Annotated in this window: 26 protein-coding genes, 2 tRNA genes and 1 other annotated feature; of the genes, 1 reads left to right on the forward strand and 27 read right to left on the reverse strand. The window is 31.8% G+C overall.

From position 1 onward, the window contains the following. Positions 1–25: 25 nt before the first annotated feature. The 20 genes from rpoB to C1715_RS03045 all read right to left on the reverse strand — a co-directional run bounded on the left by rpoB (position 26) and on the right by C1715_RS03045 (position 17,843). Positions 26–3,757 (reverse strand): DNA-directed RNA polymerase subunit beta, encoded by a 3,732-nt coding sequence (rpoB, locus tag C1715_RS02950; RefSeq protein WP_102399175.1) that lies wholly within the window; start codon positions 3,755–3,757, stop codon positions 26–28. 260 nt (positions 3,758–4,017) lie between these two features. Next, positions 4,018–4,386 (reverse strand): 50S ribosomal protein L7/L12, encoded by a 369-nt coding sequence (gene rplL / locus C1715_RS02955; RefSeq protein WP_102399176.1) that lies wholly within the window; start codon positions 4,384–4,386, stop codon positions 4,018–4,020. 31 nt (positions 4,387–4,417) lie between these two features. After that, positions 4,418–4,918 (reverse strand): 50S ribosomal protein L10, encoded by a 501-nt coding sequence (rplJ, locus tag C1715_RS02960; protein WP_102399177.1) that lies wholly within the window; start codon positions 4,916–4,918, stop codon positions 4,418–4,420. Positions 4,919–4,947: 29 nt separating this feature from the next. Further along, positions 4,948–5,076, reverse strand: a sequence feature (ribosomal protein L10 leader region). Positions 5,077–5,122: 46 nt separating this feature from the next. Further along, positions 5,123–5,821: a 50S ribosomal protein L1 gene (gene rplA, locus C1715_RS02965; protein WP_102399178.1), complete on the reverse strand. Its 699-nt coding sequence runs from the start codon at positions 5,819–5,821 to the stop codon at positions 5,123–5,125. Positions 5,822–5,884: 63 nt separating this feature from the next. Next, positions 5,885–6,310, reverse strand: coding sequence for a 50S ribosomal protein L11 (gene rplK, locus C1715_RS02970; RefSeq protein WP_035292579.1), 426 nt, complete (start codon positions 6,308–6,310; stop codon positions 5,885–5,887). A gap of 70 nt (positions 6,311–6,380) precedes the next feature. Next, a complete protein-coding gene (nusG, locus tag C1715_RS02975; protein ID WP_102399179.1) occupies positions 6,381–6,902 on the reverse strand; it encodes a transcription termination/antitermination protein NusG in 522 nt (173 codons plus the stop codon). 42 nt (positions 6,903–6,944) lie between these two features. Then, on the reverse strand, positions 6,945–7,175 hold the full coding sequence (gene secE / locus C1715_RS02980) for a preprotein translocase subunit SecE (RefSeq protein ID WP_102399180.1): 231 nt from the start codon (positions 7,173–7,175) through the stop codon (positions 6,945–6,947). 26 nt (positions 7,176–7,201) lie between these two features. Beyond that, the gene (gene rpmG, locus C1715_RS02985; RefSeq protein ID WP_035292587.1) at positions 7,202–7,351 is read right to left on the reverse strand and encodes a 50S ribosomal protein L33; all 150 of its coding nucleotides are present in this window, start codon (positions 7,349–7,351) and stop codon (positions 7,202–7,204) included. A gap of 360 nt (positions 7,352–7,711) precedes the next feature. Next, positions 7,712–8,905, reverse strand: a complete 1,194-nt coding sequence (gene tuf / locus C1715_RS02990) for an elongation factor Tu (RefSeq protein ID WP_102399181.1) — start codon at positions 8,903–8,905, stop codon at positions 7,712–7,714. Between the two features lie 60 nt (positions 8,906–8,965). Beyond that, positions 8,966–9,041, reverse strand: a tRNA-Thr gene (locus C1715_RS02995). A gap of 13 nt (positions 9,042–9,054) precedes the next feature. Beyond that, positions 9,055–9,127: transfer RNA gene (locus C1715_RS03000), tRNA-Gly, on the reverse strand. A gap of 71 nt (positions 9,128–9,198) precedes the next feature. Further along, on the reverse strand, positions 9,199–9,831 hold the full coding sequence (gene sigH / locus C1715_RS03005; RefSeq protein WP_102399222.1) for an RNA polymerase sporulation sigma factor SigH: 633 nt from the start codon (positions 9,829–9,831) through the stop codon (positions 9,199–9,201). Between the two features lie 83 nt (positions 9,832–9,914). Beyond that, positions 9,915–10,424 (reverse strand): NYN domain-containing protein, encoded by a 510-nt coding sequence (locus tag C1715_RS03010; protein WP_102399182.1) that lies wholly within the window; start codon positions 10,422–10,424, stop codon positions 9,915–9,917. Next, positions 10,421–11,182 carry a 23S rRNA (guanosine(2251)-2'-O)-methyltransferase RlmB gene (gene rlmB, locus C1715_RS03015; RefSeq protein WP_102399183.1) on the reverse strand — a complete coding sequence of 254 codons (762 nt, stop codon included), beginning with the start codon at positions 11,180–11,182 and terminating at the stop codon, positions 10,421–10,423. Before rlmB ends, C1715_RS03010 begins: the two co-directional genes overlap by 4 nt. A gap of 36 nt (positions 11,183–11,218) precedes the next feature. Beyond that, complete coding sequence (thyX, locus tag C1715_RS03020; protein WP_102399184.1) at positions 11,219–11,971, reverse strand: FAD-dependent thymidylate synthase; 753 nt, start codon at positions 11,969–11,971, stop codon at positions 11,219–11,221. 41 nt (positions 11,972–12,012) lie between these two features. After that, positions 12,013–12,426 carry a Mini-ribonuclease 3 gene (locus C1715_RS03025; RefSeq protein WP_102399185.1) on the reverse strand — a complete coding sequence of 138 codons (414 nt, stop codon included), beginning with the start codon at positions 12,424–12,426 and terminating at the stop codon, positions 12,013–12,015. A gap of 109 nt (positions 12,427–12,535) precedes the next feature. Beyond that, a complete protein-coding gene (gene cysS, locus C1715_RS03030; RefSeq protein WP_102399186.1) occupies positions 12,536–13,933 on the reverse strand; it encodes a cysteine--tRNA ligase in 1,398 nt (465 codons plus the stop codon). Between the two features lie 112 nt (positions 13,934–14,045). Further along, entirely contained in the window at positions 14,046–15,743 is a 1,698-nt protein-coding gene (locus C1715_RS03035; RefSeq protein ID WP_102399187.1) for a proline--tRNA ligase, read from the reverse strand. A gap of 298 nt (positions 15,744–16,041) precedes the next feature. After that, positions 16,042–16,722 carry a 2-C-methyl-D-erythritol 4-phosphate cytidylyltransferase gene (gene ispD, locus C1715_RS03040; RefSeq protein ID WP_102399188.1) on the reverse strand — a complete coding sequence of 227 codons (681 nt, stop codon included), beginning with the start codon at positions 16,720–16,722 and terminating at the stop codon, positions 16,042–16,044. Positions 16,723–16,751: 29 nt separating this feature from the next. After that, positions 16,752–17,843, reverse strand: a complete 1,092-nt coding sequence (locus C1715_RS03045) for a PIN/TRAM domain-containing protein (protein ID WP_102399189.1) — start codon at positions 17,841–17,843, stop codon at positions 16,752–16,754. 288 nt (positions 17,844–18,131) lie between these two features. On the opposite strand from C1715_RS03045, the gene C1715_RS03050 reads away from it, so the two are divergent. Further along, the gene (locus C1715_RS03050) at positions 18,132–18,530 is read left to right on the forward strand and encodes a nucleoside triphosphate pyrophosphohydrolase family protein (RefSeq protein ID WP_102399190.1); all 399 of its coding nucleotides are present in this window, start codon (positions 18,132–18,134) and stop codon (positions 18,528–18,530) included. Between the two features lie 31 nt (positions 18,531–18,561). Here the strand turns inward: C1715_RS03050 and disA are convergent, their stop codons facing one another. From disA to C1715_RS19250, 7 genes are all read right to left on the reverse strand, one after another. Next, entirely contained in the window at positions 18,562–19,626 is a 1,065-nt protein-coding gene (gene disA, locus C1715_RS03055; RefSeq protein ID WP_102399191.1) for a DNA integrity scanning diadenylate cyclase DisA, read from the reverse strand. A gap of 15 nt (positions 19,627–19,641) precedes the next feature. Continuing rightward, positions 19,642–21,000 carry a DNA repair protein RadA gene (gene radA / locus C1715_RS03060; RefSeq protein ID WP_102399192.1) on the reverse strand — a complete coding sequence of 453 codons (1,359 nt, stop codon included), beginning with the start codon at positions 20,998–21,000 and terminating at the stop codon, positions 19,642–19,644. Between the two features lie 624 nt (positions 21,001–21,624). Next, complete coding sequence (locus C1715_RS03065) at positions 21,625–24,057, reverse strand: ATP-dependent Clp protease ATP-binding subunit (RefSeq protein WP_102399193.1); 2,433 nt, start codon at positions 24,055–24,057, stop codon at positions 21,625–21,627. A gap of 18 nt (positions 24,058–24,075) precedes the next feature. After that, positions 24,076–25,092 (reverse strand): protein arginine kinase, encoded by a 1,017-nt coding sequence (locus tag C1715_RS03070; RefSeq protein ID WP_102399194.1) that lies wholly within the window; start codon positions 25,090–25,092, stop codon positions 24,076–24,078. Positions 25,093–25,109: 17 nt separating this feature from the next. Then, positions 25,110–25,637, reverse strand: a complete 528-nt coding sequence (locus C1715_RS03075) for a UvrB/UvrC motif-containing protein (protein ID WP_102399195.1) — start codon at positions 25,635–25,637, stop codon at positions 25,110–25,112. 87 nt (positions 25,638–25,724) lie between these two features. Further along, entirely contained in the window at positions 25,725–26,183 is a 459-nt protein-coding gene (locus C1715_RS03080) for a CtsR family transcriptional regulator (protein ID WP_102399196.1), read from the reverse strand. A 223-nt stretch (positions 26,184–26,406) separates the two neighbouring features. After that, positions 26,407–26,583, reverse strand: a complete 177-nt coding sequence (locus tag C1715_RS19250) for a hypothetical protein (protein WP_180963972.1) — start codon at positions 26,581–26,583, stop codon at positions 26,407–26,409. Positions 26,584–26,589: the final 6 nt, after the last annotated feature.

The following is a 26,589-nucleotide window of genomic DNA, read 5'->3' on the forward strand; positions in this document are numbered from 1 at the left end:
TCCCTTCATAGTATGGAATTATAGATTAATGTTCATCATTAAAATCGTTAAGTTCTAATTCGCTAAAGTCTTCTCCAAAAGATAAGTCATATTCTTCTTCATTTATGTCTAACTCATCTTCTTCTAAATCTTTTTCGTCTACTTCAATCTCTTCTTCACTAGCTTCTGATTTTTCAATACCTACAGGCATCGAATCTTCATTTCCCTCTATATTTATATCCAAATCTTCATCAGATTTTTCATCTACGGATTCTTTTATCTCTATTTCTTGCTGTTCATCATTTAGAACTTTTACATTTAAGCACAATGCTTGAAGTTCTTTTATAAGAACCTTAAATGATTCTGGTACACCTGGTTCAGGTATATTTTCTCCCTTAACAATAGCTTCATAAGTCTTAACTCTACCCACTACATCGTCAGACTTAACTGTTAGTATTTCTTGTAGAGTATATGCTGCACCGTAAGCTTCAAGTGCCCAAACTTCCATCTCCCCAAATCTTTGACCTCCAAATTGTGCTTTACCACCTAGAGGTTGTTGAGTTACTAGAGAGTATGGTCCTGTAGATCTAGCATGTATCTTATCATCAACCAAGTGGTGAAGTTTTAGTATATACATGTAACCTACTGTTACTCTACTATCAAATGGTTCTCCAGTTCTTCCATCATATAAATAAGTTTTTCCATCTTCAGCATATCCTGCTTGTTTTAAACAATCTACTATATCTTCTTCCATAGCACCATCAAATACAGGAGTCGCTACATGCCATCCTAATTTACTAGCTGCCCATCCTAAATGAACCTCAAGTACCTGACCGATATTCATACGTGAAGGAACGCCTAGTGGATTTAAGCATATCTGAAGTGGTCTTCCATCTGGTAAGAAAGGCATATCTTCCTCTGGTAAAATTCTAGAAATAACACCCTTATTACCGTGTCTTCCTGCCATTTTATCTCCTATAGATATCTTTCTCTTTTGAGCTATATAACATCTTACAAGCTCATTAACTCCTGGTGGAAGCTCATCTCCATTTTCTCTAGTAAATACTTTTACATCTACTATTATACCAGCTTCTCCATGTGGCACTCTAAGTGAAGTATCTCTAACCTCTCTAGCCTTTTCACCAAATATAGCTCTTAAAAGTCGTTCCTCAGCAGTTAATTCAGTTTCTCCTTTTGGAGTAACCTTTCCTACTAAGATATCTCCAGACCTTACCTCTGCACCTATTCTTATTATTCCTCTTTCATCTATATCTTTAAGCGCATCGTCTCCTACATTTGGTATATCTCTTGTAATTTCTTCTGGTCCTAGTTTAGTGTCTCTAGCTTCTGCTTCATATTCCTCTATATGAATAGATGTAAACACATCATCACGAACTAATTGCTCTGAAACTAGCATAGCATCCTCGTAATTATATCCTTCCCAAGTAATAAAGCCCATACGTATATTTTTACCTAAAGCTATTTCACCTAAGTCAGTAGATGGTCCATCTGCTAAAACAGAGCCAATATCTAGTTTATCTCCTTTATCGACTATAGGTCTTTGATTTATACACGTTCCTTGGTTAGATCTTTTGAATTTAAGTAATTTATATTTATCGATACCGCCATCTTTATCTCTTTTAACTCTTACCTCTTCAGCATCCACATAAACTACTGTTCCAGCATTTTTAGCTTTTGGTAAAACTCCTGAGTCTACGGCAGCTTTAAATTCTATTCCAGTTCCTACTATAGGTGCCTGTGGCTTTAATAGTGGTACTGCCTGACGTTGCATGTTTGATCCCATAAGAGCACGGCTGGCGTCATCATTTTCTAGGAATGGAATCATAGCAGTAGCAACAGAAACTATTTGTCTTGGTGATATATCTATTACATCAACCTCTTCTCTAGGCACTATTAAAACTTCTTCTTTATATCTAACTGTTATTTTGTCGTCAACAAAATGCCCACTTTCATCAATAGGTTCATTAGCTTGAGCTACTAAGAATCCATCTTCTTCATCAGCAGTAAAATATCTAATTTCATCAGTTATTCTTCCTGCTTTCTTATCTATAATTCTATATGGTGTTTCTATAAATCCATATTCATTTACTCTAGCATAAGCAGCAAGGGAGTTTATAAGACCTATGTTTGGTCCTTCTGGAGTTTCTATTGGACACATTCTACCATAATGAGAATAGTGAACGTCTCTTACTTCAAATCCCGCTCTTTCCCTTGAAAGACCTCCTGGTCCTAATGCTGACAACCTTCTCTTGTGTGTCAACTCTGATAGTGGATTAGTCTGATCCATGAACTGTGAAAGCTGAGAACTTCCAAAGAACTCTTTAATAGCCGCAGCTACTGGTCTTATGTTGATAAGCGCTTGAGGAGTTATTCCTTCTTGGTCTTGAATAGTCATTCTTTCTTTAACTACTCTTTCCATTCTAGATAAACCAATTCTAAATTGATTTTGTAATAATTCTCCTACAGCCCTTAATCTTCTATTTCCCAAATGATCTATATCATCTGTATCTCCTATTCCATAAGGCAATCCTAATTGATAACTTATGGTTGCGAATATATCATCTTTAGTTATATGCTTTGGAATAAGTTTAGATATATTTTTTCGTATTTCTGCTTTTATAGTTTCCTCATCACTATAACTTTCTAGTATTTCCTTTAAAGTTGGATAGTGTACAAGTTCTCTTATATTCAAGTCATCAATATTAAAGTTTATATGTTCATGTATATCTACAAAGTTATTTCCTATAACTCTTATAATTCTGTCTTCTACTTTTATGTCTACTACATTAATACCTAGGTTCTGTATTTTCTTAGCAGCTTCTCTATCTATTTTTTCTCCGCTCTCTACAATGATTTCTCCAGTAGAAGGATTAACTATATCATTAGCTGCTAGCGCATTAGCTATTCTTAAGTTTAATGCAAGTTTTTTATTAAACTTGTATCTTCCAACCTTAGACAAATCATATCTTTTAGCATCAAAAAATAACGAATCAATAAGAGATATTGCACTCTCTACTGTTGGTGGTTCTCCTGGTCTTAATCTCTTATATATTTCTAATAAAGCTTCCTCGGTATTTTTTGTATTGTCCTTTTCTATAGTTGCTTTTAATCTTTCTTCTTCTCCAAAGAAATCAGTTAATTGTATATCTGATCCGCAACCCATTGCTCTTGCAAGAATTGATATAGGTAATTTTCTAGTTTTGTCAATTCTTACATATATTACATCGTTAGAGTCAGTTTCATACTCTAACCATGCACCTCTGTTTGGTATAACTGTTGAAGAAAATAATTTTTTTCCAGTCTTATCCAACGATAGAGCATAATATACCCCTGGAGATCTAACTAATTGGCTTACAATTACTCTTTCGGCACCATTTATTACAAAAGTACCCTGTTCCGTCATTAAAGGGAAGTCTCCCATGAAAACTTCCTGCTCTTTTATCTCTCCTGTTTCCTTGTTAAGTAATCTTATCTTAACTTTTAACGGTGCTGAATATGTGGTATCTCTTTCTTTACATTCTTCCACGTAATACTTGATGTTATCAATGTCTAGCTTATAACCTACGAATTCTAGAACAAGATTTCCTGTGTAGTCCTGAATAGGATTTATATCGTCAAATACCTCTTGAAGTCCTTCTTCTAAGAACCAATTGTAGGAATCTAACTGAATTTCAATTAGATTTGGCATTTTTGCCGTTTCCTTAACTTTTGAAAAGCTCATTCTTGTTCTCTTACCAACCTGGATAGGATGTACCATCAAATTTCACCCCTTGTATATACTAAAATAACCATAAACACCAACATTATTAGTAATTAGTGTAAATGGATTAAAACATTACCATCTAGTTATTATAACCATTTTGTATAAAAAAATACAATTTTTCATTTTTCGATAATTATCAATGCATTTAGTTATATTATCACAAATGGACCTTCATGTCAATATATTTTTTTGAAAAGAATGGAATATTGAGAATAAAAAAAGGCACTCATAAAAGTGCCTTTTTTATAGAAATATTATTTTATTTCAACTGATGCTCCAACTTCTTCTAATTTAGCTTTCATAGCTTCTGCATCTTCTTTAGATACGCCTTCTTTTAATGTCTTAGGAGCTCCGTCTACTATTTCTTTAGCTTCTTTTAATCCAAGACCAGTTATTTCTCTAACAGCTTTGATAACTTTGATCTTTTGTCCACCAGCACTAGCTAATACAACTTCGAATTCAGTTTTTTCTTCAGCTGCTCCAGCTGCTGCTCCAGCTGCTCCAGCAACTGCTACAGGTGCTGCTGCACTTACTCCGAATTCTTCTTCACATGCTTTTACTAATTCATTTAATTCTAAAACAGACATTTCTTTTATAGCTTGAATTATATCTTCTCTTGTCATTTAAAATGCACCTCCAAATTTTCTTAATTTATTATTCTTGTTCAGATTCTTGTTTTTCCTTTACAGCATTTAGTAAGTAAACAAGATTTGATAATGGAGCTTTGAAGCTTCCAAGAAGTTTTGCAAGTAAAACTTCTTTTGGTGGTATTGATGCAAGCTCTTTAACTTTAGCTTCATCAAATATTTCACCTTGAACTATTCCTGCTTTAAGTTCCAATTTTTTATGGTCCTTAGCAAAATCATTCAATACTCTTGCTGGAGCAGTTGGATCTTCATATCCAAAAGCTATTGAAAGTGGTCCATTTAGGTATTCAACTATTCCTTCATGTCCTAATTCTTTCGCAGCCAAAGTTACTAATGTGTTTTTATAAACTTTATATTCAACACCAGCTTCTCTTAATCTTTTTCTTAGTTCAGTATCTTCCTCAACTGTCAAACCTTGATATTTAGCAAGGATTATTCCTTGAGCTTTTTCTAATTTTCCCTTAATTTCCTGAACTTTTTCTTCTTTTAATTGTCTATTCTTGCTCACAGAGTCCACCTCCTTACAGTATAGAACTGTGTATAAAAATTAAAGCCTCTCCGCAGACGCGAAGAGACCATATATTTCATATATTGGAATCCTCGGTAGGTTGTTAACCGTTATGCGTTCGTTGCACCTACTGTCTACGGAATTATTACTTATTCACTTTTAAGACTTTATGATTATATCATCAATTTAAATTTATGTCAATAATTAATCTAGTGCTTTAGCTGGATTAATTTTTACTCCTGGTCCCATTGTGCTTGATACAGAAATTGACTTAATATATTGTCCTTTAAGAGCTGCTGGTTTAGCTTTTATTATAGCTTCCATTAAAGCACGTAAGTTTTCTGATAATTTTTCAACACCAAATGAAGACTTTCCTACTGGAACGTGGATTATAGCAGTTTTATCAACTCTATACTCAACTTTACCAGCTTTTATTTCGTTTATAGCTTTAGCTACATCAAATGTTACTGTGCCTGATTTTGGGTTTGGCATTAATCCCTTAGGTCCAAGAATTCTACCTAATCTACCAACAACACCCATCATATCTGGAGTTGCAACAACTACATCAAAATCAAACCAGTTTTCGCTTTGTATTTTTTGAGCTAATTCCTCAGCTCCTACATATTCTGCTCCAGCTGCTTCTGCTTCTTTAGCTTTGTCACCTTTTGCAAAAACTAAAACCTTAACAGTTTTACCTGTTCCGTGTGGAAGCACTACTGCTCCTCTAACTTGTTGATCTGCATGTCTTGGGTCTACTCCAAGTCTTACAGCTAACTCTACTGTTTCATCAAATTTAGCTTTTGAAGTTTTAACAGTTAAATCCAATGCTTCTCCAGCAGTGTATAGAGTATTTCTATCCACTAGTTTTGAACTTTCTTGGTATTTCTTACCTACTTTTGCCATCTTTATTCCTCCTTTGTGGTTTTAACGGTTTTACCTCCCACCTTAATTAGAAAAATAATTAAATTACTCTTCTATTGTTATGCCCATACTTCTTGCAGTACCTTCAACCATTCTCATAGCTGCTTCAACTGATCCTGCATTTAAGTCTGGCATTTTAACTTCAGCAATTTCTCTTACTTGAGCCTTAGTTACTTTAGCAACTTTCTTTTTGTTAGGCTCTCCAGAACCGCTTTCTACTCCTGCAGCTTTCTTTAATAATACTGCTGCTGGTGGAGTTTTAAGAATAAAACTGAAAGATCTGTCTTGATATACAGTTATAACAACTGGTATTATCATTCCTGCTTGATTTGCAGTTTTAGCGTTAAATTCTTTACAGAATCCCATTATATTAACACCGTGTTGTCCTAGTGCTGGTCCAACTGGTGGTGCTGGGCTCGCCTTACCTGCAGGAAGTTGAAGTTTTATTAATCCCATTACTTTTTTAGCCATGAATTGACACCTCCTATAATGTGGTGATACGGATAAAATCCTCCCACTTATTCAACTTCATCTGTAAGTGTTAATCAATTTTTTTTATTTGATTAAATTCAAGTTCAGCAAGTATTTCCCTGCCAAACATATTAACTAATCCTTTTACTGTACCTTTTTCTATATTTATTTCTTGGATTGAAGCTACAAACTCTTCCAGTGGTCCTGATACAACTTTTACGCTCTCGCCAATTTCTAAGTCAATATCCACCGGCTTATCTTTTATTCCCATTGTTCGTATCTCTTCTTCAGTAAGAGGCACCGGCTTTGATCCTGGGCCTACAAACCCTGTAACTCCTCTAGTATTTCTTACAACATACCAAGATTCGTCACTCATTATCATTTTAATCAATACATATCCTGGGAATATTTTCTTTAAAGTAACTTTTTTCTTTCCATCTTTTTCTTCAACTTGTTCCTCCATAGGAACTTGTATATCAAGTATTAAATTTTCTAAATTTCTATTTCCTATTGTTTTTTCTAAATTCACTTTTACTTTATTTTCATATCCTGAATATGTATGAACTACATACCATTTAGCTTCTTCTGGCATAATTCAAGGGTTCGGTGTAACCTAACCCCTACCTCCTTTTTTTTACTTATTTAAAAACACCAAATTAAAGAGGCTGGCAAAACCTTTATCCATTAAGCCTGTAATTGCTACAAATATAGCACAAAATACTAATACTGCTATAGTTGACTTCTTAATATCTTCTTTTGTTGGCCAAGTAAATCTTTTAAATTCAGCTTTCAAACCTTTAAAAAAGCCTATTATCCCTCTGTCAGTTATATGAGATTTATCTTTCATTTCTACATTACTAGCCATTAATTTCACATCCTTTTTGCAATACACTATTTTGTTTCTTTATGAAGTGTATGCTTATGGCAGAATTTACAATATTTTTGCATTTCAACTCTGTCAGGGTTGTTTTTCTTGTTTTTCATTGTATTATAATTTCTTTGTTTGCACTCTGTGCAAGCTAAAGTTACTTTAACTCTCATTATTTCCACCTCCCGATTTACGTATATAGCTAAACGTAAAACGCTTAATCTTAGTTGTAAAACAATAACATATCAAGCATTAGAGTTAACACAATACTTTAAATAATGTACTTTTAATGTACTTTAAAAACATATTATTTCTAGCATACATAAACGTATTTTACTATAAAATTAAGGTACTTAGTTAATTTATCACAACTTAGCCTTTATGTCAACATAAGTTATGTTTTAAAGTATTTGCATTTTTAACAATTTTATAATACATTAACTAAATTTGATAATTTTATACTAAACTATAATAATTATATCATTATAAAGGACTAGGTCTAGAAACCTAGTCCCAATGTTGACTCTTTAGTATTATTCAACTATAGTAGTAACAACTCCTGAACCTACAGTTCTTCCGCCTTCTCTTATAGCGAATCTTAATCCTTCTTCCATAGCTACTTGAGTTATTAATTCAACATTCATGTCGATGTGGTCTCCTGGCATAACCATTTCTGTTCCTTCTGGTAATGCGATTGAACCTGTTACGTCTGTTGTTCTGAAGTAGAATTGTGGTCTGTATCCATTAAAGAATGGTGTATGTCTTCCACCTTCTTCTTTCTTTAATACGTACACTTGACCTACAAATTTCTTGTGTGGGTGTACTGTATTTGGTTTTGCTAATACTTGACCTCTTTCGATGTCTGCTCTTTGGATACCTCTTAATAATGCTCCTATGTTATCTCCAGCCATTGCTTCGTCTAGTAACTTTCTGAACATTTCTACTCCTGTTACTACTACTTTTCTCTTTTCTTCACTTAGTCCAACGATTTCTACTTCGTCTCCTACGTGTAATACTCCTCTTTCTACTCTTCCTGTTGCAACTGTTCCTCTTCCTGTTATTGTGAATACATCTTCTACTGGCATTAAGAACTCTTTGTCTGTTGCTCTTTCTGGTGTTGGTATATATTCATCTACTGCTGCCATTAATTCATAGATGCATGCTGTTTTTCCTTCATCGTCTGAGTTTTGTAATGCTTCTAATGCTGATCCTGTTATTACTGGACATCCGTCTCCGTCAAATCCATATTCACTTAGTAATTCTCTTACTTCCATTTCTACTAGTTCTAATAATTCTGGATCGTCTACCATGTCTGCTTTGTTTAAGAATACTACTATGTGGTTAACTCCAACTCTTGATGCTAGTAGTATATGTTCTCTTGTTTGTGGCATTGGACCATCTGCTGCACTTACTACTAGGATTGCTCCATCCATTTGTGCTGCTCCTGTTATCATGTTCTTTACATAGTCAGCGTGGCCTGGGCAGTCTACGTGTGCGTAGTGTCTGTTGTCTGTTTCATATTCTACGTGTGATGTATTGATTGTGATTCCTCTTTCTTTTTCTTCTGGTGCCTTGTCTATTTCGTCATATTTTGTTGCTGCTGCTTTTCCTGTTTTTGATAATACTGTTGTAATTGCTGCTGTTAATGTTGTCTTACCGTGGTCTACGTGACCTATTGTTCCTATATTTACGTGTGGTTTACTTCTTTCAAATTTTGACTTTGACATTGTTCTTCCTCCTTACCTTATAAATAAACTTGCCCTGGTGTGTTGTATAGTTTTGTAACCTGGAGCCCATAACCGGGATTGAACCGGTGACCTCTACCTTACCAAGGTAGCACTCTACCTACTGAGCTATATGGGCAATTTATATTAAGAGCGGGAAACGGGGCTCGAACCCGCGGCCACTAGCTTGGGAAGCTAGTGCTCTACCAACTGAGCTACTCCCGCTAGTTTTTAAAATATTATTTATACCAATTATTAATTTTACTATTGGAAATTTTCTTTGTCAATATTTAATTTTACCTTTTACTAAGACATTTTTCTAATTTTCTTTTCACCCTTTGAAGAGCATTATCTATAGATTTAGCATGCCTATCTAAATCACAAGCTATTTCTTGATAAGATTTACCATCTAAATAGGACATTAAAACTTCCATTTCAAGATCTGAAAGTATTTGACCTATCTCGGTTTCAATATGATTAACCTCTTCTTTACTTATAACTAACTCTTCAGGATCTGTAACTTTTATTCCAGATAATATATCTAATAGCGTTCTATCAGATTCCTCATCATATATTGGCTTATTTAAAGATATATACGTATTTAAAGGTATATGTTTTTGTCTTGTGGCTGTCTTAATAGCTGTGATTATTTGTCTAGTTACACATAATTCTGCAAAAGCTTTAAAAGAAGAAAGCTTATCTGGCTTAAAATCTCTAATAGCTTTGTAAAATCCAATCATTCCCTCTTGATAAATATCTTCTTTATCTGCACCAATGAGAAAATATGATTTAGATTTAGCTTTAACAAAATTTTTATATTTATTTATTAAATATTCTTGAGCCATACTATCCCCTTGTTTAGCTTCCATAACAATCTCTTCATCTAACTTATTTTCAAATGAAGAATTAGATTGCTGAATCTCTGGCATTTTATTCACCCAAATCCCCTCCAAGCCAAATATACACCACACTCATCATTATACATTAAGGCTTTTTCTATAGTCAAGTAATTTCAATTATTTCTGCGGATTTTTTCAAGTTTTTCCAATGTTTCCTTGTCAACTACATCTTCTAACCAAGTTCTGTTTCTAGAATAATCTTTTTGAGTTCTTAGATTAATTTTACTTCTTATATTATTTATTTCACACCTAAATTCTATAGACGACATTCTTGTAGCACCTCTTTGAAATGCTAATTGTTGTTCTAGTGAATCAGAAGTAACTACTAAAACGTCTTTTTTTCTTCCTATATTATTTACACTTTTTTCAATAAAGCTATCTGCTGTCTCTCCCTCTTTAGTAAAAACAACCATGACATCACCTATTTTTTCTCTCTTTTCAATACTACCTAATACCATATGAGCATCAAAAACTATAAAAACCTTATGTCCCCTATAAACAGCGTATTCTTGTATGGTATCTATTAGTTGATTTCTTGCTCCTTCTAAACTATGGTCTTTAATTTTTCTCAGCTCTGGCCAGCTATTTATTACATTATAGCCATCTATATAAACGTACCTCATTTTATCCTTTGTTTCAATATTTCATACATTATTATTCCACCAGCCACTGATGCATTTAATGAATTTATTTGTCCTGTCATAGGTATTTTTACTAATATATCACATTTCTTTCTAGTAAGCTTTGAAACTCCATGTCCTTCACTTCCTATAACCAATGCCACTGCACCGGAGAAGTCTACATTAAAACAATAATCCTTTCCTGACATATCAGCTCCATAAACCCAAACTCCATGTTCTTTAAGTTCATCAATTGCATTATTCACATTAGTTACTTTAGCAATTTTAACGTGTTCAATAGCACCTGCTGAAGACTTATATACTGTTGGAGTTACCCCCACATTTCTTCTTTTAGGTATTATTATTCCATGTACTCCACAAACCTCTGCCGTTCTTATAATTGAACCAAAATTATGAGGGTCTTCTATTTCATCCAAAATAATTATAAAAGGTTTTTCCCCTTTTTCTTTTGCGTAGTCTAATATATCTTTTAAATCACAATATTTATACGGAGTAATTACTGCGATAACCCCCTGATGAGCTCCTGTTTGACTTATACTATCTAATTTTTTCTTATCCACTTCTTTTATTACTATCCTTTTATCTCTTGCAACCCTTATAAGTTCTCTTATACTTCCTGTTTTTTCTCCCTTTGAAACCATTATATATTCTATAGTCCTTCTGCTCTTTATGGCTTCCATCACAGGATTTCTTCCCTCAATCAAATCCTCTCTTATAGGTGCATTATTTCCACTTTCCATATATACACTCCTTCAAATTTTTACATTTGTATAACTTTACATTGATTCATTATTTGATAAATACTTTTCTCTCATTTTTTCAAATTCTCCGCAAGTCATCTTTCCTTCTGGGCAAGTACTTTTCAAACAACTTGGTCCGGCATATTTAAATAGTACCGGTGCAACTTCTTTTACCTGCTTTAACATCTCATTAGCTAAAGCTCTTATTTCCCATTGTGCTCTGTTACAACATCTATGATTAAAGAAATTCATAAGACTCCTAGCATTCATAGTAAAAACTATTTTAGTTTCACATGCATTAGGAAATACATATCTAGCATCTTCTATTGCTTTTTTTTCTGCAGCTAAAGGTTTTATACCTTGTTTTATATATTTATCTTTTAATCTATCTGCAAGGATATCATAAGACTTTTGGCATTGCTCCATGGTTTCTATAAAAACCTTTCGCGCTTCTGAATCCTTTTCTATTGCTTCCGGTATAATATACTCAAATTGTTCTAATCTCACATATCTTTGGCTTTGCTGAGAAAAGGATGCAATTCTATGTCTCACCAATTGATGAGTTAAGCTTCTAGAAACTCCTTCTGCTGCAAAAGTAAAAGAAACATGTTCTATAGGAGAATAATGTCCATAAGAAACCAATATATTTAAAAATTTCTCTGTGTTTTCTTTTGTTAAGTTTTCCTGTATTTCATCTATACCCACTGGGCTATAACAAAGTTTTGCCGCAGAAGCTATTACCCCTTCAGGATTAGGAGTATACTCTATTAATTTAACCTTTAAAGCCATATAAAATTCTCCTTTACACATTATTTAATGTATCTTTTAAATTAATTTGAATGCTTAAATATAAAACTCATTATTTCATTCAATCTGTTTTTTCTCTCCATAAGGTACAAATAACCTATTAATGCTTCAAATCCAGTAGCCATTCTATAGTCCTGCACATTTGCATTTTTAGGAACTGTAGCTGATTTTGAGTTTCTTCCTCTTTTAAAAATAGCCATTTCTTCTTCTGTAACGCTATCCATTATTTGTTTCATTATCTGGCTCTGAGCATTAGCCTTTACAAAAGATACAGTTTTCACATGAAGCTTATGTGCAGACATATCTTTATTTTCTTCAATTAAATGAGTTCTTACAAACACTTCATATACTGCATCTCCTATAAATGCCAAAACTAATGGATTTAACGCTCTAATGTCATTTTCATTCAATTTATTGTTCAATATATCAAATTCCATTTTTATCTCCTAAGTCGCCATTTACAATATGACTATTTATTTTCTTATAAGCAATTTACATCTGCTTAATATTTATTGTTTACAATTTATGTCTTATCTATTGACTTCTTTATTTCAAATGCCATCTCACTCCCTGTGGAGTGTCTTCTAAAATAATTCCTCTTTTGCTTAAATTATCTCTTATTTCATCTGCTAACGCCCAATTTTTTTCTTTTCTAGCCTTCTGTCTATCTTCTATAAGTTTTTCAATCTCATTTTCCAATTTAGTTTTTGTGCTCTTTTGGAATATCCCTAAAGGTGACCCTAATTCTCTTATTAAATCCAAAGATTTTTTCACCAATTCCTTTGATGAATTTACGTTAACATTTAAATTAATTTCTTTAACTAAATCAAATATTACCGTTATTCCATCGGCTGTGTTAAAATCATCGTCCATTTTTTCAATATATCTATTTTTAAGTTCCTTTAATGTATCTTCAAATTTCTTTTCCTCAGATAAAATATTTTCAACTTTAACTTCTTCTAATAAACTTTCTAAGTTACTTACAGTATTATATATTCTTTCAACGGAAGATTTTGCTGAATCCAATAGCTCTTTACTAAAATTAAGCTGATTTCTATAATGAGCTGATAGCATAAAAAATCTTATTACATCAACATCATATTGCTTCAATATATCCCTAGTGGTAAAAAAGTTTTTTAGAGATTTAGACATCTTTTTATTATCTATATTCAAATAAGCAGCATGCATCCAATACTTAACAAATTTTTTTCCTGTTCTTGCTTCGCTTTGGGCTATTTCATTCTCATGATGAGGGAATATTAAATCCATTCCGCCACCGTGTATATCTATAGTTTCTCCCAATAAATCATACGACATGCAAGAACACTCTATATGCCACCCAGGTCTTCCCATACCCCAAGGACTTTCCCAAGCAGGTTCTCCTGGCTTTTGACTTTTCCATATAGCAAAATCCATAGGATCTTTTTTTCTCTCATCTACATTTATTCTAGCTCCAGCTTGTAAATCATCTAAGTTTTGTCCTGAAAGCTTTCCATATTCATCAAACTTTTTAGTATGGAAATAAACATCTCCATTCACTTCATAAGCATATCCTTTATCCATTAATTCTTTAACAAAATCCACTATTTGCTCCATATACTCAGTGGCTCTAGGATTAACAGTAGCTCTTTCTATGTTTAATCCATCTGCATCTTTATAATATTCCTCTATAAATTTATCTCCTAGCATCTTTACTGTTACATTTTCTTCATTGGCTCTTCTTATCATTTTATCATCTATGTCTGTAAAGTTTTGTACAAATTTCACTTTATATCCTCTATATTCTAAATATCTTCTTATAGTATCAAATATAACAAAAGTTCTAGCATTTCCTATATGAAAAAAGTCGTATACCGTAGGACCACAAACATACATCCTTACCTCTCCAGGTTTTACTGGTATAAATTCTTCCTTTTTTCTAGTCATGGAATTAAAAATTTTCATACTAATGCCCTCCTTTTTTAGCAAATACGTATATACCACATAACTTAATTATATAGTATATACGCTTGTTTTTCTAATATATAATTATACTAAAAAGACATTATTTTAGAATTTACTTTTTTACTGTTTCTTTTACTTTGCATAGAACCTCTTCAATTTTTATAACCTCAAGATCAGCATTTTTTCTTAACTTAAATTCCACTTCTCCATCTTTTATTTTCTTTCCTACAGTTATTCTAACTGGAATTCCTATTAAATCTGCGTCCTTAAACTTAACTCCAGCTCGCTCTTTTCTGTCGTCTAATATAACCTCTATACCCTCTGATTTTAATTTATTATATATATCCTCTGCAATTCTCATTTGCTCTTCATCTTTATGAACTGCTGGTATAACAACTACACTATATGGCGCCACACTCAAAGGCCATATTATACCATTTTCATCATTATTTTGTTCAATTACAGCAGCCATAGTCCTGTTTATTCCTATACCATAGCATCCCATAACCAATGGCTTAGCTTCTCCATCTTCATCAATAAATGTAGCTCCCATAGATTCTGAGTATTTTGTTCCTAATTTAAATATGTGTCCAACTTCTATACCTCTTGCTATAGTAAGTGCCGCCCCACATTTTGGACATTTGTCTCCCTCTATAACATTTCTGAAGTCTCCAACTTTTCCTTTAAAGTCTCTATCGTAATTTACATTCTCATAATGGTATCCTGTTTCATTTCCACCAACTATAAAATTATACATATTCTTGACTTCTTCATCCACTAAAAGCACATCGGCTCTTAAATCTATAGGTCCAGCAAATCCAACTTCAGCATTGGTAGCCTTTCTTACAATTGTTTCACTAGCCATATCAAAGTTCACAGCTCCACCTATAGCATTTTTAACCTTAACTTCATTTACTTCTCTATCGCCTCTTACCATAACTGCTACTACTCTTCCGTCAGCTTCATATATTATAGTTTTAGCAAATTTTTTAGGAGTAGTTTTAAAGAAACTAACTAAATCATCAATAGTTTTAACATCTGGTGTAGCTATTTTATTTAAATCCTTCATATCCTCTTTATCACTTATTTCTGCAGTAGAAGGTGCTTTTTCCATATTAGCTGCATAATCGCAACAAGAACAAAATACTATTTCATCTTCTCCAAACTCTGACTTAACCATAAATTCTGCTGAACCTGCTCCACCCATAGCTCCTGAATCCGCTTCTACGCAGCTGTATTCAAGTCCACATCTATTAAATATATTTTCATATGCCTTATGCATTTTATTATATGCCACATCTAACTCTTCATAATTTTTATCAAAGCTATAAGCATCCTTCATCACAAATTCTCTAGAACGCATAACTCCAAATCTTGGTCTTCTTTCATCCCTATATTTAGTCTGAATTTGATATAGGTTTAATGGAAGCTGCTTATATGTATTTATTTCATTTCTAGCTATATCTGTAAACACTTCTTCATGAGTAGGTCCTAAACAAAATTCTCTTTCATTTCTATCTTTAAGTTTAAACATTTCTGGGCCAAAAACTTCCCATCTACCTGATTCCTTCCAAAGTTCTGCTGGAATAATAGCTGATGCTAAAAATTCTTGCGCCCCTGCATTATCCATTTCTTCTCTTACTATATTCTCTATTTTCTTTAACACTCTAAGTCCTAATGGCATAAAATTATATATGCCTGATGCCATTTTTTTCATCATTCCAGCTCTTAGCATTAGTTGATGACTTGGAAGTTCTGCTTCCTTTGGCACTTCTCTTAAAGTATTTATAAGCATATTTGACATTTTCATAATTTTTTCCTCCTTATTCATCTTCTATATAATGTGTTAAATTTATAATTTTATATAAAAATAAAAACTCACCCTATTATTAGGGCGAGTTTTTCGCGGTACCACCTAAATTTATACTTAATTAAATAACGGCTCACACCGGTAGTTTTTATCTACAGCTCCAAAGTAGGTTCAAAACATTTGAAAATCTTTCAGCCCAGGATTCTCTCTCTGTATGTGCGTTTCTACTAGTCTTCATCATAGCTTAATATTTTATTTTACTTATTAATATACTTATAGTTTTTGCTTATGTCAATAGTTAATCTAATAATCCCTTGCATATTATTAAATCCTCTGGAGTAGTTATCTTTATATTATTATAATCACCTTGGTAAAGATACACTTTATGTCCATATCTCTCTACTACCATAGTATCATCAGTAACCCTTATATCATCTTTCTTTAATTTTCTATGGCAATTCAATATTAATTCGTATTGAAAAGTTTGTGGTGTTTGAACACAAAACAATTCATCTCTCTTTAAAGTTTCCTTAGAAAATCCATTCTGACACTTTATTTTTATAGTATCTTTAGGGGTAACTCCACAAGCTGCCGCTCCATATTTTTCAGCATATTTTATACCATCTTCCACAATTCTCTTATTAACAAAAGGTCTTGCACCATCATGTATCAGCACTATGCCACATTCCTCTACTTCTTCTAATCCATTAATTACCGAGTCTTGCCTTTCTTTTCCACCTTCTACTATTTTAGAAACTTTCCCTATCTTATATTTTTCAACTACTTCTTTTCTACAATACTCTATTTCATCCTTAGCTGCAACAATGATTATATCATCAATAATATCACTGTGTTCAAAGACTTTTAATGTATAATAAATGACTGGCTTATCACCTAATTCTATATATTGTTTGTTTATGTCAGCCTTCATTCTTACACCCTTACCTGCAGCTAAAATAATTGCACAGTTCTTGCTCATATCAAATTCCTTTCATAATACCTAAACCATTAATCTTTAGGCTTAGCAAATATCATTCTTCCAGCAGCTGTCTGTAGAACAGATGTAACTGTTACATACTTTGTTTCACCCATGTATTTTCTTCCACCTTCAACTACTATCATAGTACCATCGTCTAGATATCCAATACCTTGACCTGACTCTTTTCCATCCTTAACTATTGGTATCAACATTTCTTCTCCTGGTAATACCATAGGTTTAACTGCATTAGCTAGTTCATTTATATTTAATACATCCACCCCTTGAAATTGTGCTACCTTATTTAGATTGTAGTCGTTAGTTATTACCTTTCCTTCTAATACTTGAGCCAATTTTAATAATTTACTATCTACCTCTGCTATATCCGGAAAATCTTTTTCATATATTTGAACATCAATCTTTAGTTCTTTTTGTATCTTATTTAGTATATCTAAGCCTCTTCTACCCCTATTTCTTTTTAAAGAATCAGAGGAATCAGCTATATGTCTTAATTCTTCTAAAACAAATGTTGGTATAACTAATGTTCCCTCTATAAATCCCGTTTGACATATGTCTAATATACGTCCATCAATAATAACAGATGTATCTAAAACTTTTGGAGTAACCTTATGTGAAGTCTTAGACTTTTTATCCTTACCTGCATTTACTTTTTTAAAGTTAGAGAAAAAATTAGTTATCTCTTCCTTTTTCCTTATAGAAATATTAACTCCTAAAGCAGCCATTATAACAGCTATAAGTATACTTAATATAGTACCTAATGCTCCAAAATTAGAAAAAGTTGAAGTTATAAGTACCGCTATTATAAGCCCAAGAATAGCTCCTACAGTTCCAAACAAAATATCATTAGCCGGCACTCTTTGAAAATTGCTTTCAACGTACTCCATTACTTTCATAATAGCAGAGTTAATTATAGGAGAAATTAAAAACATAATGAATCCAAATAACAAAACACAAAAAACAACAAACACTATAGATAATACTGGATTAGTTTTAAAATACTCCACTTTACCTATATAATCCGTTTTAAGTAACCCCTTACCCAAAATAAATCCCAATACAAGTCCAATAATTGTAAATAAAATTCTTAATATCTTTTTTAACACTTGTTCACCTCCTAGAATATAAGAAATTAAACACCTTTTGTTTTTTATATTTTTATATAAATAATATATATTAATTAACTTTTTATTTCAATGTACATTTTAACATTTTTATTCTACAAATCCCCCTATATTTTTTAGCGTTTTTATTCTATTATATAAATATACTTAATAATAAAATAATCTATTATGATACAAAATCCTTCTATAGTATTATTGACAAAATTGTGTGAATAAAACTATAATTACATTAATAATGGATTTTGAATTTTTTGTAAGGAGCTGAGTTTCATGAAAGATGTTATATTCGATGATTTCCAAAATTCCGTATCTGAGTCCCTTCTAAGGCATAAAAGTATTTTAGATATAATGACCAAACTTCAAGAGTCACAGTCTAGGATAAATAGAGCAATTGCTAAATCTGCCACTACTTGTGGTTGCATAAAAATAAATGTAGAAAAGCAAAAAATCCCCGACTCTTATGAAAATATTAATGATCTTCAATCTCTGCTAGAAACACATTTAAAAGGTAAAATGTGTGAAAACTGCAGAGATGTGATAGAAAAAGAAATTGGAAATAATCTATTTTACATTGCATCACTTTGTGATGTACTGGATTTAAACCTTTATGATGTATTGCTAAAGGAATACAATCGAATAAATACTCTAGGTAAATATTCTCTTAAATAATTACATGTTATAGCACAAATTTAATTTTGTGCTATAATTGCTTATCAAGCATAAACTGTTCTCTCAATCTCCTAAGGCCATTTTTTATAGCTTTAGCCCTAGCCTCACCTATACCCTCTACATTATCTAATTGTTCATAACTTGCTTCTATAACAGATTTTAACTCTTTAAAATTATTAACTAAGTTTTCTATTACATTTACTGGAAGTCTAGGAATCTTGTTTAACATCCTATACCCCCTAGGTGATATCAATGTATCTACTAGTGGCACTCCAGTATATCCTAATAATTTTGAAATACCATCTAAATCTATTAATTCTTCTGAAGACATGTCTTGAATTTGCTTATATATTTCATTATAATCCATATCGCTTTCACAATAATCTCTTATAAGAAGTATTCCATCTTCCTCAATATTTTTTATAAGTTCACTAAGTTGCATAGATATAAGTCTTCCTTCATTCCCTAGTTCACATATATACATCTCTATTTCACTAACAATTCTCATTACCATTTCAGTTCTTTGGATAGCAGTTATAACATCAAACAAAGTAGCTAAATCTTGAAATTCAAGTAAATTTAAATTGCTTACTACTCTATCTAATACAGATACGTATTTTTCCAAAGTCTGAAGAGCCTGATTAGCTCTAGCAAGTATAGCACTACTGTCCCTAAGTACATACTTTATAGTATCCTTATATATGGTTATTACGTTTCTTCTTTGAGAAATAGCCACTACTATAGCTCCTGTTTGCCTTGCTATTCTATGTGCCGTTCTATGCCTAGTTCCAGTTTCAAAAGTAGGTGTAGAGGATTCAGGTATAAGTTGTGCATTAGCTACCAATATTCTCTTAAGATCACTACTTACTATTATTGCCCCATCCATTTTAGCTAATTCATATATATATGAAGGACTATATTCTGAATTAATATTAAATCCACCATCTACTAACTGTAATACCTCTTCTTTGTCACTTAATACTACAAGTCCCCCAGTCTTCGCTCTTAATATGTTTTCTAAACCTTCTCTGAGTTGCGTTCCTGGAGCCATTATTTTTAAAATTTCCATTAATTCTTTATCTTTTTTAAGTCTCACTTTACTCACCCTTATCTAAAAAACTTTAGTTATAGCTTCTTTTAGAGAAGATACTCCTATTATATTTATTTCTTCATTTCTTATCTTTTCCAAATTTCTGTAAGGTATAACAACATTTTTAAATCCCATCTTGCCACCTTCATTTACAAGCTTCTCACAATGTGAAATTGGCCTAACTTCTGAAGTAAGTCCCACTTCTCCTACTACTATCATTCTATCTAGTTTAAAAGGTCTTCCTGTGGCACTTGACACTAAGGCTAAAGCTAACCCTAAATCACCAAAAGTTCCATCAATATTCAGTCCTCCAACTACATTAATGTATACATCATATTTATAGAAAGGTATTCTAAGTTTTTTTTCTAACACTGCAAGGATTAAACTTAACCGGGAATTTTCAATTCCTACAGCAGTTCTTCTAGGCATTGGAGCCTTAGTTTCACTGACAAGCGCTTGAATTTCCACTAAAAGAGGCCTAGTACCTTCCATTATCCCTATAACCGCTGAACCTTCTTGATTAAAATTTGTCTCTTCAAGAAATACTTCGGACGGATTATATATTTCCTTTAGACCCACATCTCTCATTTCAAAAACTCCTATTTCACTAGTAGTTCCAAAACGATTTTTCATGGTACGTAATATTCTAAATTCTTGAGTTCTCTCTCCTTCAAAATATAAAACCGTGTCTACCATATGCTCCAGCACTCTAGGGCCTGCTAATTCCCCTTGTTTAGTTACATGAGCTACTATAAAAAAAGGTATATTTTTGCCTTTGGCAGTCCTCATAAGTTCATTAGAACATGCTCTTACTTGTGAAACACTACCTGGCGCAGAACTAATTTCAGTATTATAAAGAGTTTGAATGGAATCTATTATAACAAATGAGGGTTCTATATCTTCTATGTGTACCTTAATTGATTCTATGTCTGTTTCTGATACCACATATAAATTGGGGGAAGTAGTTTTTAGTCTATCACCCCTCATCTTTATTTGCTCTTCGGATTCCTCTCCAGATACATATAGCACCTTTCCGTACTTTTCTCCAATATTACTAGCTGTTTGAAGTAAAAGAGTTGATTTACCTATACCTGGATCTCCCGAAATAAGTACTAAAGATCCTTTAACCAATCCTCCTCCTAATACTCTATTCAGCTCTCTTATACCTGTATCATATCTTTCATATTCACTAGATTTTATACTGGTTATACTTTTAGGTGTACTTGAATTAGCTTTAGTAGTTAGCTTAGCAGCTCTAGAAGTGTCCTTTACTTCCTCTACAAAACTATTCCATGCTCCGCAATCAGGACATCTTCCTAACCACTTTGCACTTTCATATCCACATTTTTCACATTGGAAATAGTTTTTTAACTTCGCCAATTTATACACCTCCTAGCTTTAAGAATACTATTTTGTTAAAAACTTTACTGTTTTTTATAACAAAAAACATATTATAATAAAAAAGCCACATTAAAAAACGTGGCTACATAGCTATCTAAATATATATTATATACCTAATGCTTTACAATTTCTACAATTTAATTATTAATTTAATATAAACTATATCTGTTATTATTTACATGTTTTTAACATATTAAACATAGTTTTTTATATTTTATTACTATTTTGTATAATTTCCACGTTTTATTATAATCTGAAATTTTATTTTTTATCTTTTTTGACTACCTGACACACTATTACGGTTTTATAAAAAAATAGTATATAATTATATATAAATTTCTCTATAACAATTTCTAAACTCCATTTACAGTAAAAACTTCATTTTAAACTAAAAATTTGCTTATGCCTATAATTAATAATATCATTAATTATATTATTAATATATAAATTTCTTTATTAATTCATCATTAATTCACAAAACCTTCATAAAAAAGGGGCTGTTGCATTAAGGAATTCACATGCAATATATTGTTTTGCAAGTTTAAAGTTAACACAATATATTGTAGGATTTATTCTTAGTGCTACAGCTCCTTTTTGTATATTTTATTTTTTCATAAATACTAGTTCCCCTTGATTTTCAATAACCTGCACGCTATCACCCTTTAAAATATTTCCTTTCAACATTTCTTCTGATAACTTATCTTCTACTACTTTAGTTATCTCTCGTCTTAGAGGTCTAGCCCCATAAGTAGAATCAAATCCCTTTTTAGCAAGTATATTTTCGGCATTTTCATCAAAACATATTTTTATATTTTGTTCATTAAGTCTCTTAGAAACTTCAGTAAGCATCAATCCAACTATTTTTCTTAAATGTATCTCTTCAAGTTGATGGAATACAATTATGTCATCTATTCTATTTAGGAATTCTGGTCTAAAAGTCCTTTTTAATTCTTGCATAATGTTTTCTTTCATATTTTCGTACTCTGTTTCTCTTTCATCTTCTAAAACACTAAATCCCAAAGACTTCTGTCTTTTAATAGTAGATGCTCCTGCATTTGATGTCATTATAATTATAGTATTTCTAAAGTTTACAGTTTTTCCTTTACCATCTGTAAGCCTTCCATCCTCCAATATTTGAAGCATTATATTAAACACATCCGGATGTGCTTTTTCTATTTCATCAAACAACACCACTGAATATGGATGTCTTCTAACTTTATCTGTTAGCTGTCCTCCCTCTTCGTATCCTACATATCCTGGAGGAGATCCTATAAGTCTAGACACTGCATGCTTTTCCATGTACTCAGACATATCTATCCTTATAATATTTCTTTCATCTCCAAACATAGCCTCTGCTAATGCCTTAGATAGTTCTGTTTTTCCCACTCCTGTAGGACCTAAAAATATAAATGAACCTATTGGTCTTTTCGGATCTTTAAGTCCAACTCTTGCTCTTCTTACAGCTCTAGCTACAGACTTTACTGCTTCCTCTTGACCAATAACCCTCTTATGAAGTATGTCCTCCAATTTAAGTAGCCTATCTGATTCTGTTTCTGTAAGTTTTTCTACTGGTACATTAGTCCATTTAGCTACCACTGCGGCAATTTGTTTTGAAGAAACTATTCCTTCACCAACTTCGCTCTTAGTTTTCCAATTTCTTTTTAAATTTTCTAATTCATCTCTTAAATTTTTCTCCTCATCCCTTAAGTTTGCTGCCTTTTCAAAATTTTGAACATTTATTGCATCTGATTTTTCCTTGCATATTTTTTCAAGCTTTTCTTCCATAGTCTTTAAATCCGGTGGTGCAGTTAGATTTTGTATTCTAACTTTTGCTCCTGCCTCATCAACTAAATCTATAGCTTTATCTGGTAAATATCTATCTGTAATATACCTATCTGATAGCTTTACAGCAGCTTCTATAGCATCATCTGTTATTTTTACCCTGTGATGTGCTTCATATTTATCTCGTAATCCTCTTAATATTAGTATAGTTTCTTCCTTAGTAGGCTCTCCTACCATTACTGGCTGAAATCTTCTTTCAAGAGCTGCATCTTTTTCTATATGCTTTCTGTATTCATCTATAGTTGTAGCTCCTATACACTGAATTTCTCCTCTTGCTAGAGCAGGCTTAAGTATATTTGATGCATCTATAGCACCTTCCGCTCCTCCTGCTCCTATTATGGTATGAATCTCATCTATAAATAATATAACATTTTTTGAATTTTTTATATCAATCATTACATTTTTTAATCTTTCTTCAAATTCACCTCTATACTTAGAACCAGCTATGAGAGATGATAAATCTAAGGTAACCACTCTTTTATCTTTTAAAATTTCAGGTATATTACCTTGAACAATCCTTTGAGCTAACCCCTCTGCTATAGCAGTTTTACCAACTCCTGGATCTCCAATTAAACATGGATTATTCTTAGTCCTTCTACATAAAATTTCCAGAACTCTTTCTGTTTCCTTATCTCTTCCTATTACCGGATCTAATTCACCTTCTCTAGCCATATTTGTTAAGTCTATTCCATACTGATCTAAAGTAGGTGTACTCTCACCTGCATTTTGAGATGTATTATTATTTTGAGATACCTGTTCCCCAGATAATTTCTGAACTATTTCCTTTATAAGTCTATTAAAGTCTACATTCAAATTTACAAGTATGGTAAATGCTACTCCTTCTCCTTCTTTTATTAATGCAATGAGCATATGTTCTGGACTTATATAATTATGATTTAAATTTCTAGCTTCCATTAAACTTATTTCTAAAAGTCTCTTGGTTCTTGGAGTTAATGGAATTTCATTTTGAACAAAATCCATATCTCCTTGTCCTTCGTATCTATTAACTAAGGTCCTGACATTTTCAACTGTAACACCTTGATCATTAAGGCACTTTCTAGCAACACCTTCTTCTCTTAATATACCCAAAAGTATATGTTCTGTCCCTACATATCCGTGCCTAAAATTTTTTGCTTCTTCTTGTGCATACATAAAAACTCTTTGGGAACGTTCCGAAAATCTACCAAACATCATATTTATCACTCCTTAACACTATAACTTAGATCTTACTAAAATCGCTCTCTGTATATCCCTCTCTTTTCTAGATAAACTTCCTTGAAAATTCTTTTGTAAACTAGCTGGCTGCAATGATATTAATAAATCATTAAGAGTATTTTTTCCTATATCCTTTATTATTCCAGTTTCTACTCCCATTCTCACAAATGATAAAAGTTTTAAACATTCACTATTTTCTAGAATTACCGCCGAGCGTAGTATTCCTAAAGCTCTATATATTTTATCCTGAATTTCATAATTATACTTTTTTAATAACTTTTCTCTAGCTAAATTCTCTTGGTTTATTATTTGTTTTACCACGGCAATTAAGTTGGTCATTATTTCTTGTTCACTTACACCTAGTGTTATTTGATTAGACACTTGAAACAAGTTCCCCTCTGATTTAGATCCTTCTCCATACAATCCCCTTATAGTCATACCTAAGTGAGAAATAGCTGTAAATACTTGTTCAATTTCATTTTTCATAACTAATGCAGGTAAATGTATCATAACAGAAGCCCTTAAACCAGTTCCTAAATTTGTAGGGCATGCTGTTAAATACCCCAATTTTTCATCAAAAGCAAATTCCATATTTTCTTCTAATTTATTATCTAACATATTAGCCGTTTCATAGGTTTCTTTAAGATTCAATCCTCCAGTTATACATTGTATCCTTAAATGATCTTCTTCATTCATCATAATACTTACTGTTTCATCATTAGATACTATAAAAGCTCCTTTATTCTCATTGTTTAAAAGTTTAGGACTTATTAAATGTTTTTCTAGATATACACTGTTAGCTACTCTGTCACCATTCCACAAATATATAGTTTTATATTCTTTTTCACCATATATGCTATAAAAATTATCTTCTATTTTATTTACTACATCTTTGCCATCTGCTTCTTCTAGTTTATCCGGAAATGGAATTCCTTCTAAATTTCTAGCTAATCTTATTCTGCTACTTAAAACAATATCATCTATTTTATTGTTAGCTTTAACCCAGTTTTCCATGTAACCACTCCCCAAATTTATTTCTCTACTTCTCTTATTCTATCCCTAAGTTCAGCAGCTTTTTCATACTCTTCTGCAGCTACTGCTTTTTGTAATTTTTCCTTTAAATCTAAAATTACTTTCTTTTTTAATATGTCCTTACCAGCTGTTTTAGGTATTTTTCCTATATGCTCAACATTTCCTTGAACTCTTCTTATCACTGAATTTAATGTGTTACCAAAATTCTTATAACAATAACTACATCCAAGCAACCCCTTTTCTTTAAATTCACTATAAGTAGTACCACAATGCTCACATCTATATTCCTTTGGCTGCTCTAAACTACTATTACTATTTTTGTTCATGTAATCCATTATGCCACTCAATATACTTTGAAAAGTAAAAGGAGATGCTAAATTAAATTCCGGCTCTAATTCTAAATTTATATTTAGTCCTTCTGTATTTTTAGCACAATCCTCACATAAATATAATTCTTCCTTATGTCCGTTTATTATCCTTGAAATGTGCACTGTTGCTTCTTTCTTATTACATACACTACATAACACTTTTCATCCCTCCAAACTAGAAACTATATTAGTATAACTGTAGCACATTAGCCCTAAAATTAACTTCGGTACTCACGTAAATACAAACTATAATAATATAACTGTTATCATAGATTTTAATATATCTGCCCTTAAAGTATTTCTATCCTGTGTATTATTTGATAAGGCCCTTTCATTTATAGCAGCCTTCATTATATTACTTTCCTTTTCAGTTATATATCCAGCTTCATATAAGCCTTCTATTATTTTTACCCCAGTATCATAAGTAATATTATTTCCAATTTTTTCATTTATGATACTAAACAAAGGCTTATAATTTTGAACTTGAATCCTTCTAATTCTAATACATCCTCCTCCACCTCTTCTACTTTCTATATAGTAGCCTTTATCCGTGGTAAATCTTGTAGTTAAAACATAATTTATTTGAGAAGGTGCACAACTAAAGTAATTAGCTAATTCATTTCTTACTATTTCTAATTCTTCCTCTTGATTTTCTTTCATCATATCTTTTATAAATTCCTCTATAATATCGGATAGTCTTGCCATTTTTATCTCTCCTGACTTTATCTTTCTTTGACCTTTATTTTATCATATTATTTTTACATCTTTTATGCAATACATATTGCAAATATTTTATTTAATATATATATGCATATATTAGTTTTTCTCTCTTATTCTCAATATTATTCAAATTTACTAACATAAATAAAGTTCTAAATTTCAAATAGAGTTTTTTACTCAAACTGAAACTTAGAACTTATCAAAATAACTATTTTATCCAAAACTTAGTCATTATTATTAATACTAACGTTAAACAACCCACCAATATAAGTACAAAGGGCAAAATCACCTCTATACCTGCAATTGTAAGTGCCAATAAATCTTTAAATTGAAGCTTTTCACATACTTTTTCTTCTTTATACAGTTCATTTTTCATATCTCCCATTTTATC

This window comes from Haloimpatiens massiliensis (genome assembly GCF_900184255.1).
Taxonomy (GTDB): Bacteria; Bacillota; Clostridia; order Clostridiales; family Clostridiaceae; genus Haloimpatiens; species Haloimpatiens massiliensis.

Excerpts from the sequence above, each read along its gene's own strand:
- rplK (WP_035292579.1), bottom strand. The coding sequence starts at position 6,310 with ATGGCTAAAAAAGTAATGGGATTAATAAAACTTCAACTTCCTGCAGGT.
- cysS (WP_102399186.1), bottom strand. The coding sequence starts at position 13,933 with ATGAAAATTTTTAATTCCATGACTAGAAAAAAGGAAGAATTTATACCA.
- C1715_RS03035 (WP_102399187.1), bottom strand. The coding sequence starts at position 15,743 with ATGAAAATGTCAAATATGCTTATAAATACTTTAAGAGAAGTGCCAAAG.
- C1715_RS03065 (WP_102399193.1), bottom strand. The coding sequence starts at position 24,057 with ATGATGTTTGGTAGATTTTCGGAACGTTCCCAAAGAGTTTTTATGTAT.
- C1715_RS03050 (WP_102399190.1), top strand. The coding sequence starts at position 18,132 with ATGAAAGATGTTATATTCGATGATTTCCAAAATTCCGTATCTGAGTCC.
- rplL (WP_102399176.1), bottom strand. The coding sequence starts at position 4,386 with ATGACAAGAGAAGATATAATTCAAGCTATAAAAGAAATGTCTGTTTTA.
- secE (WP_102399180.1), bottom strand. The coding sequence starts at position 7,175 with ATGGCTAGTAATGTAGAAATGAAAGATAAATCTCATATAACTGACAGA.
- rpmG (WP_035292587.1), bottom strand. The coding sequence starts at position 7,351 with ATGAGAGTTAAAGTAACTTTAGCTTGCACAGAGTGCAAACAAAGAAAT.
- nusG (WP_102399179.1), bottom strand. The coding sequence starts at position 6,902 with ATGCCAGAAGAAGCTAAATGGTATGTAGTTCATACATATTCAGGATAT.
- tuf (WP_102399181.1), bottom strand. The coding sequence starts at position 8,905 with ATGTCAAAGTCAAAATTTGAAAGAAGTAAACCACACGTAAATATAGGA.
- C1715_RS03080 (WP_102399196.1), bottom strand. The coding sequence starts at position 26,183 with ATGGCAAGACTATCCGATATTATAGAGGAATTTATAAAAGATATGATG.
- C1715_RS03070 (WP_102399194.1), bottom strand. The coding sequence starts at position 25,092 with ATGGAAAACTGGGTTAAAGCTAACAATAAAATAGATGATATTGTTTTA.
- rlmB (WP_102399183.1), bottom strand. The coding sequence starts at position 11,182 with ATGGAAAGTGGAAATAATGCACCTATAAGAGAGGATTTGATTGAGGGA.
- C1715_RS03025 (WP_102399185.1), bottom strand. The coding sequence starts at position 12,426 with ATGGAATTTGATATATTGAACAATAAATTGAATGAAAATGACATTAGA.
- rplA (WP_102399178.1), bottom strand. The coding sequence starts at position 5,821 with ATGGCAAAAGTAGGTAAGAAATACCAAGAAAGTTCAAAACTAGTGGAT.
- sigH (WP_102399222.1), bottom strand. The coding sequence starts at position 9,831 with ATGCCAGAGATTCAGCAATCTAATTCTTCATTTGAAAATAAGTTAGAT.
- rpoB (WP_102399175.1), bottom strand. The coding sequence starts at position 3,757 with ATGGTACATCCTATCCAGGTTGGTAAGAGAACAAGAATGAGCTTTTCA.
- C1715_RS19250 (WP_180963972.1), bottom strand. The coding sequence starts at position 26,583 with ATGGGAGATATGAAAAATGAACTGTATAAAGAAGAAAAAGTATGTGAA.
- thyX (WP_102399184.1), bottom strand. The coding sequence starts at position 11,971 with ATGGCTTTAAAGGTTAAATTAATAGAGTATACTCCTAATCCTGAAGGG.
- C1715_RS03010 (WP_102399182.1), bottom strand. The coding sequence starts at position 10,424 with ATGAGGTACGTTTATATAGATGGCTATAATGTAATAAATAGCTGGCCA.
- ispD (WP_102399188.1), bottom strand. The coding sequence starts at position 16,722 with ATGAGCAAGAACTGTGCAATTATTTTAGCTGCAGGTAAGGGTGTAAGA.